General features: G+C 40.6%; 11 protein-coding genes. 4 read left to right on the top strand and 7 right to left on the bottom strand.

What is annotated here, in order from left to right; genetic code table 11:
- Positions 1-72: 72 nt before the first annotated feature.
- Complete coding sequence (locus B4Z47_RS17590; protein ID WP_112374468.1) at positions 73-261, bottom strand: hypothetical protein; 189 nt, start codon at positions 259-261, stop codon at positions 73-75.
- Between the two features lie 266 nt (positions 262-527).
- Here B4Z47_RS17590 and B4Z47_RS17585 point away from each other — a divergent pair, with 266 nt between their 5' ends.
- Positions 528-1,016, top strand: a complete 489-nt coding sequence (locus B4Z47_RS17585) for a hypothetical protein (RefSeq protein WP_070569756.1) — start codon at positions 528-530, stop codon at positions 1,014-1,016.
- Here B4Z47_RS17585 and B4Z47_RS17580 read toward each other — a convergent pair.
- Positions 990-1,382, bottom strand: coding sequence for a diacylglycerol kinase family protein (locus B4Z47_RS17580; protein ID WP_070569758.1), 393 nt, complete (start codon positions 1,380-1,382; stop codon positions 990-992). The two genes, B4Z47_RS17585 and B4Z47_RS17580, sit on opposite strands and share 27 nt — an antisense overlap.
- A 203-nt stretch (positions 1,383-1,585) precedes the next feature.
- Between B4Z47_RS17580 and B4Z47_RS17575 the strand changes: the two genes are divergently transcribed.
- Complete coding sequence (locus B4Z47_RS17575) at positions 1,586-2,764, top strand: MalY/PatB family protein (RefSeq protein WP_070569761.1); 1,179 nt, start codon at positions 1,586-1,588, stop codon at positions 2,762-2,764.
- A gap of 162 nt (positions 2,765-2,926) precedes the next feature.
- On the opposite strand, the gene B4Z47_RS17570 is transcribed toward B4Z47_RS17575, so the two are convergent.
- Positions 2,927-5,089 carry a S46 family peptidase gene (locus B4Z47_RS17570; RefSeq protein ID WP_070569763.1) on the bottom strand — a complete coding sequence of 721 codons (2,163 nt, stop codon included), beginning with the start codon at positions 5,087-5,089 and terminating at the stop codon, positions 2,927-2,929.
- A gap of 226 nt (positions 5,090-5,315) precedes the next feature.
- Here B4Z47_RS17570 and B4Z47_RS17565 point away from each other — a divergent pair, with 226 nt between their 5' ends.
- Positions 5,316-6,254, top strand: a complete 939-nt coding sequence (locus B4Z47_RS17565) for a hydrogen peroxide-inducible genes activator (RefSeq protein ID WP_046675858.1) — start codon at positions 5,316-5,318, stop codon at positions 6,252-6,254.
- A gap of 6 nt (positions 6,255-6,260) precedes the next feature.
- Positions 6,261-8,060: a chloride channel protein gene (locus B4Z47_RS17560; protein WP_070569765.1), complete on the top strand. Its 1,800-nt coding sequence runs from the start codon at positions 6,261-6,263 to the stop codon at positions 8,058-8,060.
- Between the two features lie 88 nt (positions 8,061-8,148).
- Here B4Z47_RS17560 and B4Z47_RS17555 read toward each other — a convergent pair whose 3' ends face one another.
- The 4 genes from B4Z47_RS17555 to B4Z47_RS17540 all read right to left on the bottom strand — a co-directional run bounded on the left by B4Z47_RS17555 (position 8,149) and on the right by B4Z47_RS17540 (position 12,775).
- Positions 8,149-8,739: a riboflavin synthase gene (locus B4Z47_RS17555; protein WP_070569767.1), complete on the bottom strand. Its 591-nt coding sequence runs from the start codon at positions 8,737-8,739 to the stop codon at positions 8,149-8,151.
- A 751-nt stretch (positions 8,740-9,490) separates the two neighbouring features.
- A complete protein-coding gene (locus B4Z47_RS17550; RefSeq protein WP_070569769.1) occupies positions 9,491-10,084 on the bottom strand; it encodes an RNA polymerase sigma factor in 594 nt (197 codons plus the stop codon).
- 199 nt (positions 10,085-10,283) lie between these two features.
- Positions 10,284-11,774 carry an arylsulfatase gene (locus tag B4Z47_RS17545; protein ID WP_112374472.1) on the bottom strand — a complete coding sequence of 497 codons (1,491 nt, stop codon included), beginning with the start codon at positions 11,772-11,774 and terminating at the stop codon, positions 10,284-10,286.
- On the bottom strand, positions 11,771-12,775 hold the full coding sequence (locus tag B4Z47_RS17540; RefSeq protein ID WP_312194629.1) for a sulfatase-like hydrolase/transferase: 1,005 nt from the start codon (positions 12,773-12,775) through the stop codon (positions 11,771-11,773). Before B4Z47_RS17540 ends, B4Z47_RS17545 begins: the two co-directional genes overlap by 4 nt.
- Positions 12,776-12,866: the final 91 nt, after the last annotated feature.

The following is a 12,866-nucleotide window of genomic DNA, read 5'->3' as shown; positions in this document are numbered from 1 at the left end:
ACTTGAATGTGTGGCGGTCAGACCATAAGATGCTGATCGGCGGATAGTCGAAATTTGAAGGAAAATGTTATCTCAACATTGACGTTGAACAAACCAAAGGCTTTTAAGTAACTCTTCTTTACAGCGTCTGAGTTTTTCAATTTTGGATTCGGAAGGAATCGTAACTTGCTCTTTAACAATAATAGCCAAGTCTGTTTCAATGGACAATTTTGTGAGTGATGTACATCCACTATCAAATTTCTTAAAGCTTACATCTTTCATACTAATATTGGTTAAGAATTCCTGAATTTTATAATGTACAATTTACTAATAAAAATTAGCTTTACAATAAGCCTACGATAATTTTATTGTTACTAAATTGTTTATTTTTAATAGCTTATATCGTGCTAAAATAGTAGACTGTTATCTAACTTATAAACAATATTCGCTTGCTTTTTGTTTTTTGAATTTGAAAATTTTAAATGGTAGTTATTTAAAACAAAAATTCTTTTGAATTGCTATCTATACGATCAAACAAAAAATAGACGATGAGAATAATCAATTTCGGATTTATAGCGTTGCTGTGTTGTGCTGGCTGCCATCAGGAACAAAAAAAACAAGTTACTTCAACGAAACGCAATGATACTGTTCAAACTACTCAACCATTGGATACCGCGGGGTTTCTTAGTGGAAAGAGTACATATCAGTACCTTAAAAATGGCGATACCATTTCACTGTCAATCACTGTTGATGGAGAAAAGGTACAGGGTGATCTTAGCTATGCCTGGAAGGAAAAAGATCGTAATAGCGGACATATTGATGGTGTATTGAAGGGGGACATTTTAACGGCCGATTATACTTTTTCTTCTGAGGGACAGGAATCGGTCCGCCAGGTGATATTTAAATTATCTAAAGCTCGTGCAATGGAAGGTTATGGTGCGATGGAGGAGAAAGCTGGAAAAATGTCTTTTGTTGATCCGAAGAAGATTGCATTTGATGAGAAATTCGCGTTAGAAAATGTAACGAAGGGCCAATGAGATCAGCTTGGGGGTAAAAATTAATAGGCCGATCAATAGCGCGGTGATGCTGCTTATCATCACTGCCGCTGCGGCGACATCTTTCATCTTTTTGATGTTTGGGTTATGTTCTGGACAGATAAAGTCAGCCATATTTTCCAATGCAGTATTTAACAACTCACAGACGAATACAAAACCAATGGCAAAGAGTACAGCAATCCATTCGTGGGTACTGATGTGAAGCACAACGGATAGCAGTATGGCCATAATGGCCGCTATACAATGCACCCTGAAATTATGTTCTTCCTGCCAGGCTGTTTTCAACCCACTGAAAGCATAGTGAAAACTCTTTAATCTGGCACGGAATGAAAAGTTGTTTTTGGCCATAGTTGTTATGCTATTTTCTGTAAAGATAGCGCTTTCTGCTTATCCAGGTATACTGGATTTTTTTATTGCATGTTGTCTATTATGTCCGCGAGTTTTGTTATGTATATTAGCCTTCACTAGGTAATTTATCGTGCGATCTGAACCCCCTTTTACTTTATCATATTTTTTTTGCAAATGCCTCCTAATTTTAATTAAATTGCTGTATGATCTATAATTTTGACAAAACGATTGTTCGTCGTGGTACCGAATCGGTCAAATGGAATCAACATGATTATGCCGATTTGATTCCACTCTGGGTTGCGGATATGGACTTTCCAGCAGCACAACCAGTCGTGGATGCACTTGCGCAACGGGTTCAACATGCGGTATATGGTTATGCTACGATTCCAGCTGCTTTTTACAGCGCAGTGATGAGCTGGTCCTCACGGCGACATAAATTTGTACTTCAACCGGAATGGATACTTCCAGTTATCGGTGTGGTACCGGCGCTTTCGGCTTTGGTTAGCGCATTGACATCACCCGGAGATAAGGTTTTGGTGCAAGAACCTGTATATCATTGTTTTTTTTCTTCCATAGAACGCAATCAAGCCCAGGTGGTTTCCAATGACCTGATTTATCGTAATGGCGAGTATACGATCGATTTTGAGGATTTTGAGCATAAAGCAAGTGATCCGAAAGTCAAGTTATTTATTTTATGTAGCCCACATAACCCGGCTGGGCGAGTTTGGACCCGAGCTGAGCTTGAACGTCTTGGTGAAATCTGTTTGCGACACCAAGTTTTAGTCATTTCGGATGAAATTCACTGCGATCTGGTATTTGAAGGCTATACACATATTCCTTTTGGAAGTATCAGTGCAGCCTTTTTGGCGAATTCGATTACCTGTGTAGCACCGAGTAAAACCTTTAATTTGGCGGGATTGCAGGTCGCTACAGTCCTCGTGGTCGATCCTGAACTCAAGAGGAAGGTGCAACAGGCTTTCTTAGCTAATGAGATCAGTAGCATTAGCCCCTTTGCCATTACGGGCTTGATCGCTGCGTATGAGTGGGGCGGGGAATGGTTGGATCAGGCTTTAAGCTACATCCATGCAAATTATCTGTATTTGAAAGGCTTTATGAACGAACATCTGCCTGCTTTGCATGTGCTTCCTTTGGAGGGTACTTATTTGGTATGGGTAGATTGCGCCGCTTTGGGGATTTCAAGTCGAAAATTGGGAAAGCTCTTATTGGATGAAGCGCATGTGCAGGTGAATGTAGGTGCGATGTACGGGAAGGGGAGTGATGACTTTATTCGCCTCAACATTGCTTGTTCGAGGGAGGTATTGACAACAGGCTTGTTGCGTTTGAAGACTGTTTTCTCTTCTTTGCTCCAAGGGGCAAAATAGTACGCGAAGCTATTCTGAGTTAGATGAATAGGTTCTGATTTACGGTGAATTCTTCGTTCGTAGTGGCACGCCGCCGGGCGAATCGGAAATAGCGTGGTGAACAAAAAAAAGCCGCTGCATCTCTCGATGCAGCGGCTTTCTTGCGCCTTGTTTTAGACCAGATTAGATACCCATTTCCTTTAGGATAAAATGCGCGTTGTCAATTTTATCGGCAACCCAGAGGACATAACGAATGTCGACTCCGATGGATCTGCTGTAACTCTCGTTCCAAGCGAAATCATTAATTGTTGCGTCGTAAGCACGGTCAAAATTTACACCGATTAATTCACCATTGGCATTCATTATTGGAGATCCTGAATTTCCACCTGTAGTATCCATATCATATAAGATATTAACCGGCACGGATCCCAGGTCTTTTTGAACATAGGGACCAAAATTTTTGTTGAGGTAAGCTGTTTTGATTTCTTGCGGATAGTCAAATTCTGCTAAACCAAGATTTCCTTTTTGAATAATCCCTTCGATTGTTGTAAACGGTTTCATATAGGTTGCGTCAGCAGGCGAGTAGCCTTTGATGTGCCCGTAAGTCAGACGTAAGGTTGAATTTGCATCAGGAATAAAGTTCTTGGCCTGAAAAATTTCCTTGACGGCGACATAATCGCCCATTAATTTGTTCAGTACCCCTTCACGTCTTTTTTGCTCTGCGGCGAAATGGACAATGTCATTGTTCAGCTTACTCTGGAAATCCAATAATTTGTCGTCAAATTTTTGCAGTGCATCGGCATTGGCCAAGACGGTATTTAGTATGTAATTTTGATCGCCAAGTTTACTGTTCTGAATAATCTCTGTTGCAAATTCTTGTGCAGTAGCCGTATTAAATTGCAATTTCTGAATGGAGGCCAATTGATTTTTACCTTGGAATGCAATGGCATCTTCCAACATTCGGGAGAAAATACGCTGATCAGCCTGTTTATTGTAGCTTTCGTAAGTTTCTTTAAGTGCTGTTTTTAACTTTTCAATATTTAAATCGAAAAGCTGTTTGGCCGCCTGGGATGATTTTTCCTTGGCTAAGTTGGTTTTCAGAACGTTTAGGTCGCGAGCTACTTTCAATAAGCTTGTGCTGTTGTAAATATTGTTGATCCAAAGTTCTTTCAGGGCATCTTGATCACTGAGCTGATAATAGGCATCAATATCAGCGAGTAGACTTCCATATTTGTTTTTCAATTCGGGTTTACTTAAGATAAACGCTGCCAGTGCTTCGTCTTCTTGTTTTTTTGTCGATAGCAAGTCGATTCCTCGTAAGCCCTTGAGTTTACCACGATAGTTTTTCAATACATTCGCATTACGTTTTATGCGTGTTGCCAAGGACAAGGCGATATCGGTATTGTCTTTTCCTGCTTCCTCCATCTGTTTATTTTGGAAATCATACAGGTTGGATACGTAAGGCAAAAGATATTCCTGTTGATATTGAATATATTGTGCTGGTCTGTGTCGGAATGTTTTTCCGGGATAACCAAGGATAAAGGTGAAATCATTTTCCCGTACACCATTTGGATTGACTTTAAGGTGTTTTTTGGGCTGGTAAGGAACGTTATCTTTAGAATAAGGTGCAGATTTTCCGTTTTTGCCGACATAAGCTCTCAGAAAAGAATAATCTCCCGTGTGGCGTGGCCATACCCAGTTATCGGTCTCTCCACCAAATTCTCCGATGTTTTGACGTGGAATATAAACTAAACGAACGTCTTCAATTGTTTTATAACGGAATAGGACATAACTTTTGCCGATAAACATTTCCGATACTTCAGCTTTAATCGTCGGATCTTCCTTTTCAGCTTGTTTAACCAGTTCTTGTTGTTTACGTTTGATCGTATTGATACGCTCCACTGGATCGCTGATGTTGGCGACAGCATTTAATATTTTAGCGGAAACATCCTCATAAGAATCGGTAATTCTTATTTTTAATCCTTTTGCCTCAATTTCCTGCTCTTGATTTTGTGCGACAAAACCGTTTTTTAGGTAATTGTTGATTGCTGTACTCGCAAGTTGAACGGCAGAAAAAGCACAATGATGATTGGTAATAATCAGACCACGGTTTGAGACAAACGATCCGGTACATCCACTGACTTGAACCAGGGCATCTACCAGTCCGACCTGACCAGGATTGTAGATGTCTCTCTCACTGATCTTTAATCCAGCTTTCTTCAATCCAGCTCTATTTAATTCGCTCAATGGAAACATTCCCTCATCAGGATTTGCCTTGCTATAAGGACTGTTTGCCATGGTTAAGAATAAAGCTAGTGCAATTGTCGTACGATTTATAAACTTCATAGGATTTTAACTATCAACTGTTGTAAATCTCCAAATTTAAGAAAAGCATTTCGATGAAATCGATTTTTTATGTGAACTAATGTAACAATAGTGGATATACAGGATCTTTTTGGCAAGGTATTTATTGTATAATAAGCAGGCCAAATACCCCTGTTGACTTTAATTGTAAAGGATTTGACATTGGTTTACGACAGGAATCGTAATTTTGTGCTTTAAAGATAGTAAGATGACCTTAATCCAATTGGAATATATTATAGCTGTTGATACCTACCGAAGTTTTGTTGCAGCTGCAGAAAAATGTTTTGTCACGCAACCTACGTTGAGCATGCAAATACAAAAACTTGAAGAGTCTTTAGGGGCAAAAATCTTTGACCGGAGCCGTCAGCCTGTTGTTCCTACAGAAATCGGCGAGAAAATTATTCTTCAAGCTCGAATGGTATTGACGGAAAGCCGAAAAATCAATGAGATTGTACAGGATAAAAAAGGGGAAATTGAGGGCACGCTAAGGGTCGGTGTTATCCCGACAATCGCACCATATTTACTTCCGAATGTGCTGACCACATTTATGGAAAAATATCCGAAGCTACAACTGCAGATATGGGAATACACGACAGAACGGATTGTGCATGAATTGAAGGTCGGACTTTTGGACTGTGGTGTGCTATCTACTCCTTTAAATGACCCTGGGATTTTGGAGTCGCCCTTATTTTACGAAAATTTTGTCGCCTATATATCCGTCAATAGCCCCCTGTTTCCGAAAAAAATACTGAGTGGCGATGATATTGCCGATGATAAACTTTGGTTGCTCAATGAGGGGCATTGTATGCGTGGGCAGGTACTTAATATTTGTCACCACAAACACAATCAAGATCTTACAGGAAGATTTGAATATAACACCGGTAGCGTAGAGACCTTAAAACGTATGGTCGATATCAACGACGGCATCACCATATTACCTGAATTGTCGATTTGGGATTATTCCGATGAGCAATTGGATCGGATCCGTTATTTCAAATCACCAGAACCGGTACGTGAGATATCATTGGTGACCACACAGAACTATGTGAAGAGACAGGCCATCCAGGCGCTGGAAAGAGAAATATTGGCCGTAGTACCCGATAAATTCAAAACAAAAAAGAAGAAGGAAGTGTTGAGCTTTCAATAGAACGATATGGGAAACCTCAAAAGACGTTTTTTTAAAAAAATAGACCAGATCAATCAATGGCGGATGAAGAAAGTTTCGAATCGGAACTTTATCATTATACTCGCATTTTTGGTTGGAATTGTCGGTGGTATTATGGCATCTGTACTGAAAAGATTAACCCATTTTATTGCAACGACTATACAAGATGATATCGACTGGAAAGTAAAATACTCAGTTTACTTAATTTTTCCATTGATCGGAATATTGCTCAGCGTGTTTTTTGTTCGCAAATTTCTGAAAGGGAAGAAGATGGAACATGGGATTACACCCATTATCTATGCCATCAGTCGGAAAGGCAGCCGATTGGATCCCAGTAATATTTATTCTCAGGTAGTGACCTCAGCTATAACCGTTGGCTTTGGCGGTTCCTGTGGTTTGGAAGCACCAGTTGCTTTGGGCGGATCTTCTATCGGTTCTAATATCGCCCGTTTTTTTGGACTGCAGTATAAGGAAGTTACCATGTTATTGGCTTGCGGTGCAGCAGCAGGAATTTCGGGTGCATTCAACAGCCCTTTGGCCGGAATGATCTTTGCCATCGAGATTTTGCTTCCAGAATTTTCAATTCCCGTGTTCATTCCTTTGCTGATCTCATCAGCATTAGCTTCTGTTGTCTCTCGTGTGCTTTATAATGAACCCTTATTCAGCACATTCAATTCCGACTGGCAGGTTTCGGCCTTAATATTTTACCTCTTGTTGGCCGTGTTGATTGGGCTTTATACGATTTACTTTGCACGTGTTTCCAGAAGTGTGGGTAAATGGTTTTCTAAGATTAAGAATCCCTATAATAAAGTCTGGGTCAGTGGAATTGCTTTAGGTCTGATGATTTTTGTATTCCCGGCACTGTATGGCGAGGGCTATATTACCATTCAGCAGATTCTGAATGGTCAGTTTAACTCGATTGTTAAGAACAGTTTGTTTTCAGACTATAAAGATATGGGATTAGTCGTCCTGGGTTATACGATATTGACTTTATTTGGAAAGTCCCTTGCCGCATTATTTACTTTAAATGGCGGTGGAAATGGTGGTGTATTTGGACCAAGTTTAGTCATGGGCGGATTATTAGGATTTGCATTTTCGTATGGTGTAAACTTAACCGGAATAGCCGAGTTAAATGTGCCAAATTTTGTGGTAGCGGGGATGGCCGGTGCGTTGAGCGGCATTATGCATGCGCCGTTGACGGGCATATTTTTGATTGCTGAAGTGACCGGAGGTTATACGTTAATGGTTCCATTGATGTTGGTTTGTTCCATTTCTTATTTGATTAATCGAGCCGTGCTAAAGCATTCCATTTACACCAAGGTATTGGCCGAGTCTGGCGATCTGATTTCTTATGAAGATAAGGATCGATCCGTGTTAAGTATGATGCGGATTAAATATGTATTGGAAACTAATTTTGTGATCTTACGCCCTGACGAAACACCAAAAGGTCGACAAACAGACATCATCCATAGTAAACGCAATATCTTTCCCGTGGTTGATTATGAGGGCAAATTTATGGGACTTCTTTATAGTGAGTTTCTATTTTCAGTCTTATTGGGCGAAGTGGATGGGGGAGATACCACCTTTGAGAAATTAGCGCAGAAGCCAAATGATACCGTTGGGATCAACGAAAACATGGAAATCGTGATGGCTAAAATGAATAAGGACGATACGTGGATACTTCCGGTTTTAGGGGACGAAAATAAATATATGGGCTTTGTTTCCAAATCGAGTGTATTCAATAAATATCGCGCATTACTGATCCGTCAGGGGCACTATTTGGAATAAATCAATTAGACAGTTAGGACCCGAATAAAGCGTGTAAGGATGAACTTCCTTGGATTACCTTTAAACCCAAGGAAGAACAGTGAATTTTTTAAGCGCGCAAAGCCATTATCTTCGTGACATATTTCCCGATGATATCAAACTCCAAGTTGACTGTGCTCCCCACTTCAACCTGCTGCAAGTTGGTATGCTCTAACGTATATGGAATGATGGCAACGGAGAACTGATCGTCTTTAGAATCGACTACTGTCAAGCTGATACCATTTACGGTAATGGATCCTTTTTCTACGGTGATATTTTGTTTGAAAACATCATATTGAAAGGTGAAAATAAAACTACCATTTTCATCTTTCTTTTGGATACAACGCGCAGTCTGATCTACATGTCCCTGAACGATATGTCCATCAAATCTTCCGCCTGCCAAAGTACAGCGTTCCAGATTGATCAGATCGCCCACCTTTAACTGAGCCAGATTTGTCTTCTGTAGGGTTTCGTCAATTGCTGTCACTTTATGGAGATCATTGTTTAATCCTACTACAGTAAGACAAACGCCATTATGACTAACGCTTTGGTCTATTTTAAGTTCATTGGAAATAGCAGAACTGACGTAAAAATGGATATTACTTTTCTCCTGTTCGATATTTTCTATTTTTCCTAAGGTTTCTATGATTCCAGTAAACATGTTATTTTATTTTTGATTGTTTCCAAAGTTACTAAATAAAAAAATGAAATATGATTGTTAAGGTCGCACAAATACTGTCGCGATAAGTCAGGCGTATGCTAGTTGAAACTGGACTTGATGTTCAAACTAGCAGGATCGTTATAGCGATTGTTAAAAGGATCTTTAAAAAGGGCAATCCATCATTTCGGACCCTGTTTATGCATCCAATTGAACCTGTAAAGAATAAGAGTGCTTGATAAAACGAAGCAAAGGAGTGCTCCCTTATTACATAGTAAATTTAAATAATGCACGAGTTAAATACTGTGGTTGGGAGGCGCTGAGCGAAGCTACCAAAAAAAAAGCTTGTTGAAAAATGCAAAAAGATTGTAGTGTACATTGTACACTTACTATTCCTTTTGTGATTGCTATGCTAAAACAAATTTATGGGAGTTGAAAAAAAATATAACAAAATTTTTGTTTATATCATTTGAAGCACTATCTTTGTCCTAGGTTTAGGTTGATTGCCTCTTACAAAGAGGTATTTATAAAAGCTTAGCAGGTCGCCCGACCGAATGCTAAGCTTTTTTTTGTTTCTAGTTTTTTAAAATTATTGCTTTCTTAGTTTACTGATAAACAGTTGTTTGTATTTTTTAAACCGTTCCAACGTTGGACGGGAAGTATTGCCTGAAGGTGGTTAACCTTAGGGGGGATGCTGTGTGAATAGCCTATTGGTCTATCTAGGGGTCGGATGCGGGAAATTGAAGGGAGTTAATTATCCTTTGAAGGCATACCATACAGATAGCATAAGAACACTGAGGTATTCAAATTTTTTAGATTTGAACCTTTCTTTTAATGCGTATAATGCCTTAGACCTTGCATAATAGACGGTCGATGCGGTTGTGTTTAATGTTTCACAAATTTCTTCGGTATTCAAGCCGTCCAAAAAGCTGAGCTTGAAGATCTGAGCCTGCTGTCTGGGGAGCAAATTTATTTCAGCAAGCAGCAATTCGGTGAGTTCTGTCCGGAATATTTTCTTGAGTACATCGTCTTCCGGAACCGACATATGCTGAAGAATATCGAGCTCCTCTTTCCGTATTTTGAATTGCGTCGTTCTTTGCATATCGATACAGGCATTTTTAGTAGCGATAAAAAGAAAGGCTTTCAGGCTTTCATAATTCTCTACCTTTTGTCGATTATTCCATAACTTAACAAAAACATCGGAGACAATTTCTTCGGCGTCGGTTTTGTTGCGGAGGTAGGAAAAGGCAAAATAGCGTAACGAATGACCAAAATGATCCATAAAAAAGCATAAAGCCATTTCATCACCTTCTTTTAGTGTATTGATGTATGATTCTATTTGCCGCATACTTGGTTATTGATCCTTTTACGTTGGACTTGGGAATATGTTGTACTCCTCTATGGTCGATACGTCATTCAATAGGTACATTCACATTAGACTCCAGCTGTGGATTGCTGTGCTAAATTACATAAAAAACTTGGGTTGTCATGATTCAATCCGGACAACCCAAGTTTTTTAAGATAAAAAAATGAAGAAAGAAATCGATTTATTTTTTAATCATCTTATTCGCTACAATTTCCCATTCCTGAATATGGGCAGGTCGGTGTTCATGCTGAACAATTTCATCAAAATGTCGCAGCATTTGTGGGTATTGTGCAGCTAAATCATTTTCTTCCCAAGGGTCTGTCGTTAAATCAAACAATTGCCATTTTGCTTTGGGGTTTTTCTTCAGATCGAGTTTGACGGCCTTCCAACGTCCTTCGCGTATGGCGAGCTGGCCGCCCTTTTCTGGATATTCGAAATAGAGGTATTGATGTTTCTGTTGATTCTTCTGACCCAGCCAGGTTGGAAGGAGGGAGAGCCCATTGCTGTGTCCGGGGCTTTGTTGAACCAGCTGTGCGAAGGTTGCCATGAGGTCATATTGGGCCGAGATAAGGTCCGTTTCAGCATTGGCTTTGATATGGTTTGGCCACCTGACAATTAACGGAACTTTGATACCACCTTCAAAAACATCCATTTTTAATCCCCTAAGCGAATCGACACTGCGGAAAAAGCGATAATCTATGCCCCCATTAAAACCAGTTCCGTTGTCACTGGAAAACAGAATAATGGTATTGTCATCTATTCCCAATGATTTGATATGTTTCATAATCGTACCGACTTGGTCATCCAGATAGGTGATCATACCCGCATAGGTCGCTCTTGGATAGGGGGTAGCGGTATAGCCGTCCTGTCCGTAATACGGTTTGTCCTGGAAGAGGTCCTTATATTTATCCACATATTCCTGGGGAACTTGTAGTGATAAGTGCGGCAAAGTATAAGGAAGGTATAAGAAAAAAGGTTTACTTCGGTTTTTGTCGATAAAAGCCAGCGCTTTCGCTGTCATTAGTTCAGGTGCATATTCCTTACCGTCAAACTGCTTGAAGTCCTCTGCCGTGGCCTTACTGGAATCTAAAGGAGTATGTACAAATTTTTCCTTGTTTTGAAGGGGATATTTTGTTTCATTTTCCCAAAGATGAGTTGGGTAGTAATTGTGGGCCTGTTTTTGGTCCAGGTAGCCAAAAAAATAATCAAATCCCTGTTTGTTGGGGCTTCCGGTGGAATTATTCATCCCAAGTCCCCACTTTCCAATGGCTGCGGTCTGATAGCCGGCTTTTTTAAATAGGTGAGCCATGGTATACGTTCCTTCAGGAAGTGGCATCTGGCCAGCTTCGAGACTATCTGCAAAACCGCCCAATTCATAATTTCCGCGAATATAGGATTGGCCACCATGCTTGCCCGTCAATAACATGCAGCGGGCGGGGGCACAGACAGGCGTACTTGTATAGTGGTTTATAAAACGTAGACCTTCACGTGCCAGCTGTTGGATATGGGGTGTTTTGATCAATCGCTGTCCATAGGGCTCCGTTTCGGCATAACCTAAATCGTCCGCATAAAAAAATATAATATTGGGCAATTTTTGTTGCTTTTTCTTTTGTTGTGCAAAAAGAGTCCCCCATCCGAGGAGGATGAGGGCGAGTCCAGCTTTTATTTTCATTTTTTACGTTCTCCTTCCAATAACTGCTTGAGTTCAGCGACCTTTTCTGGATATTTTGAAGCCACATTATTCTTTTCGCCGATATCATTTTTGAGATCGTATAACTGATCTTCCGGAAGACTTCCTGTTTCAGTATCAGTTAGTTTCATGTAGGGGGCACCTTTGCTGGGTGCAATATATTTCCATTCGTCCTTTACGATAGCCAGTGTCTGCGCATGCTGTACCATACTGCTACGTCCCTTATTATCTTGACCGGTTAAGGTTTTCAAGAGTGGGGCGCTGTCTTTTGCTTCATCTGCTTTTAGTGGAACATCCAATAATTGGGCACTTGTTGCCAACAGATCTATTTGGCTGATCAAAGCATTGGAAACTTTTCCCTGTGCAACACCTTTGCCGCTCACGATAAAGGGCACGCGCGTTCCGCCTTCGAAGATGCTATATTTGCCACCGCGTAGTGGGCCTGCGGGTAGATGGCCATTTTGTTGGGCCACAGCTCCATCCATATAGCCGTCGTCGAGAACGGGCCCGTTGTCGCTACTGAAAATTATAATCGCGTTTTTGTCAAGTCCCAAGAGCTGCAACTGCTGTTGAATTTGTCCGACGGTCCAATCCAATTGCAGAATAGCATCGCCGCGGTAGCCGAGTTTGCTTTTCCCTTTAAATTGTGTTGCGGGCATACGTGGGACATGTGGTTCTGTCAAGCAGAAATAGAGAAAGAACGGTTTGTTTTGATGTTGGGAAATAAAGTCCTGGGCTTTGTGGAGAAATGTTGTGGAAACTTCTTCATCCACCCACCTGGCACGTGTTCCGCCGCTCATGTAGCCGATTCTTCCGATACCGTTGACGATAGTCTGATTGTGGCCCTGACCCGGTGAAGAATGCATTTTGAGCAGTTCGGGGTGTTCTTTGCCCGTAGGGTCGTTCCCAATTTTCTTTTCATAGTCCACCAGAATTGGATCATTGGCTTCAGCAGCCACAACTTGATCATTTTCAAGAAACACTATTGGGACGCGATCTGCTGTTGCAGGAAAAATGAATGAATAGTCAAAGCCTACATCATTAGGCCCGGGTTTAATGGGGGCATTCCAGTCT

Source organism: Sphingobacterium sp. UBA2610 (assembly GCF_002339225.1).
Classification (GTDB): Bacteria; Bacteroidota; Bacteroidia; order Sphingobacteriales; family Sphingobacteriaceae; genus Sphingobacterium; species Sphingobacterium multivorum.
The sequence above is the reverse complement of the archived record's forward strand: the minus strand, read 5'-3'. Positions and strand labels throughout refer to the sequence as shown.

What these genes read in the sequence shown, in the direction of transcription:
- B4Z47_RS17590 (WP_112374468.1), bottom strand. Translation starts at nt 261, where the DNA reads ATGAAAGATGTAAGCTTTAAGAAATTTGATAGTGGATGTACATCACTC.
- B4Z47_RS17585 (WP_070569756.1), top strand. Translation starts at nt 528, where the DNA reads ATGAGAATAATCAATTTCGGATTTATAGCGTTGCTGTGTTGTGCTGGC.
- B4Z47_RS17580 (WP_070569758.1), bottom strand. Translation starts at nt 1,382, where the DNA reads ATGGCCAAAAACAACTTTTCATTCCGTGCCAGATTAAAGAGTTTTCAC.
- B4Z47_RS17575 (WP_070569761.1), top strand. Translation starts at nt 1,586, where the DNA reads ATGATCTATAATTTTGACAAAACGATTGTTCGTCGTGGTACCGAATCG.
- B4Z47_RS17570 (WP_070569763.1), bottom strand. Translation starts at nt 5,089, where the DNA reads ATGAAGTTTATAAATCGTACGACAATTGCACTAGCTTTATTCTTAACC.
- B4Z47_RS17565 (WP_046675858.1), top strand. Translation starts at nt 5,316, where the DNA reads ATGACCTTAATCCAATTGGAATATATTATAGCTGTTGATACCTACCGA.
- B4Z47_RS17560 (WP_070569765.1), top strand. Translation starts at nt 6,261, where the DNA reads ATGGGAAACCTCAAAAGACGTTTTTTTAAAAAAATAGACCAGATCAAT.
- B4Z47_RS17555 (WP_070569767.1), bottom strand. Translation starts at nt 8,739, where the DNA reads ATGTTTACTGGAATCATAGAAACCTTAGGAAAAATAGAAAATATCGAA.
- B4Z47_RS17550 (WP_070569769.1), bottom strand. Translation starts at nt 10,084, where the DNA reads ATGCGGCAAATAGAATCATACATCAATACACTAAAAGAAGGTGATGAA.
- B4Z47_RS17545 (WP_112374472.1), bottom strand. Translation starts at nt 11,774, where the DNA reads ATGAAAATAAAAGCTGGACTCGCCCTCATCCTCCTCGGATGGGGGACT.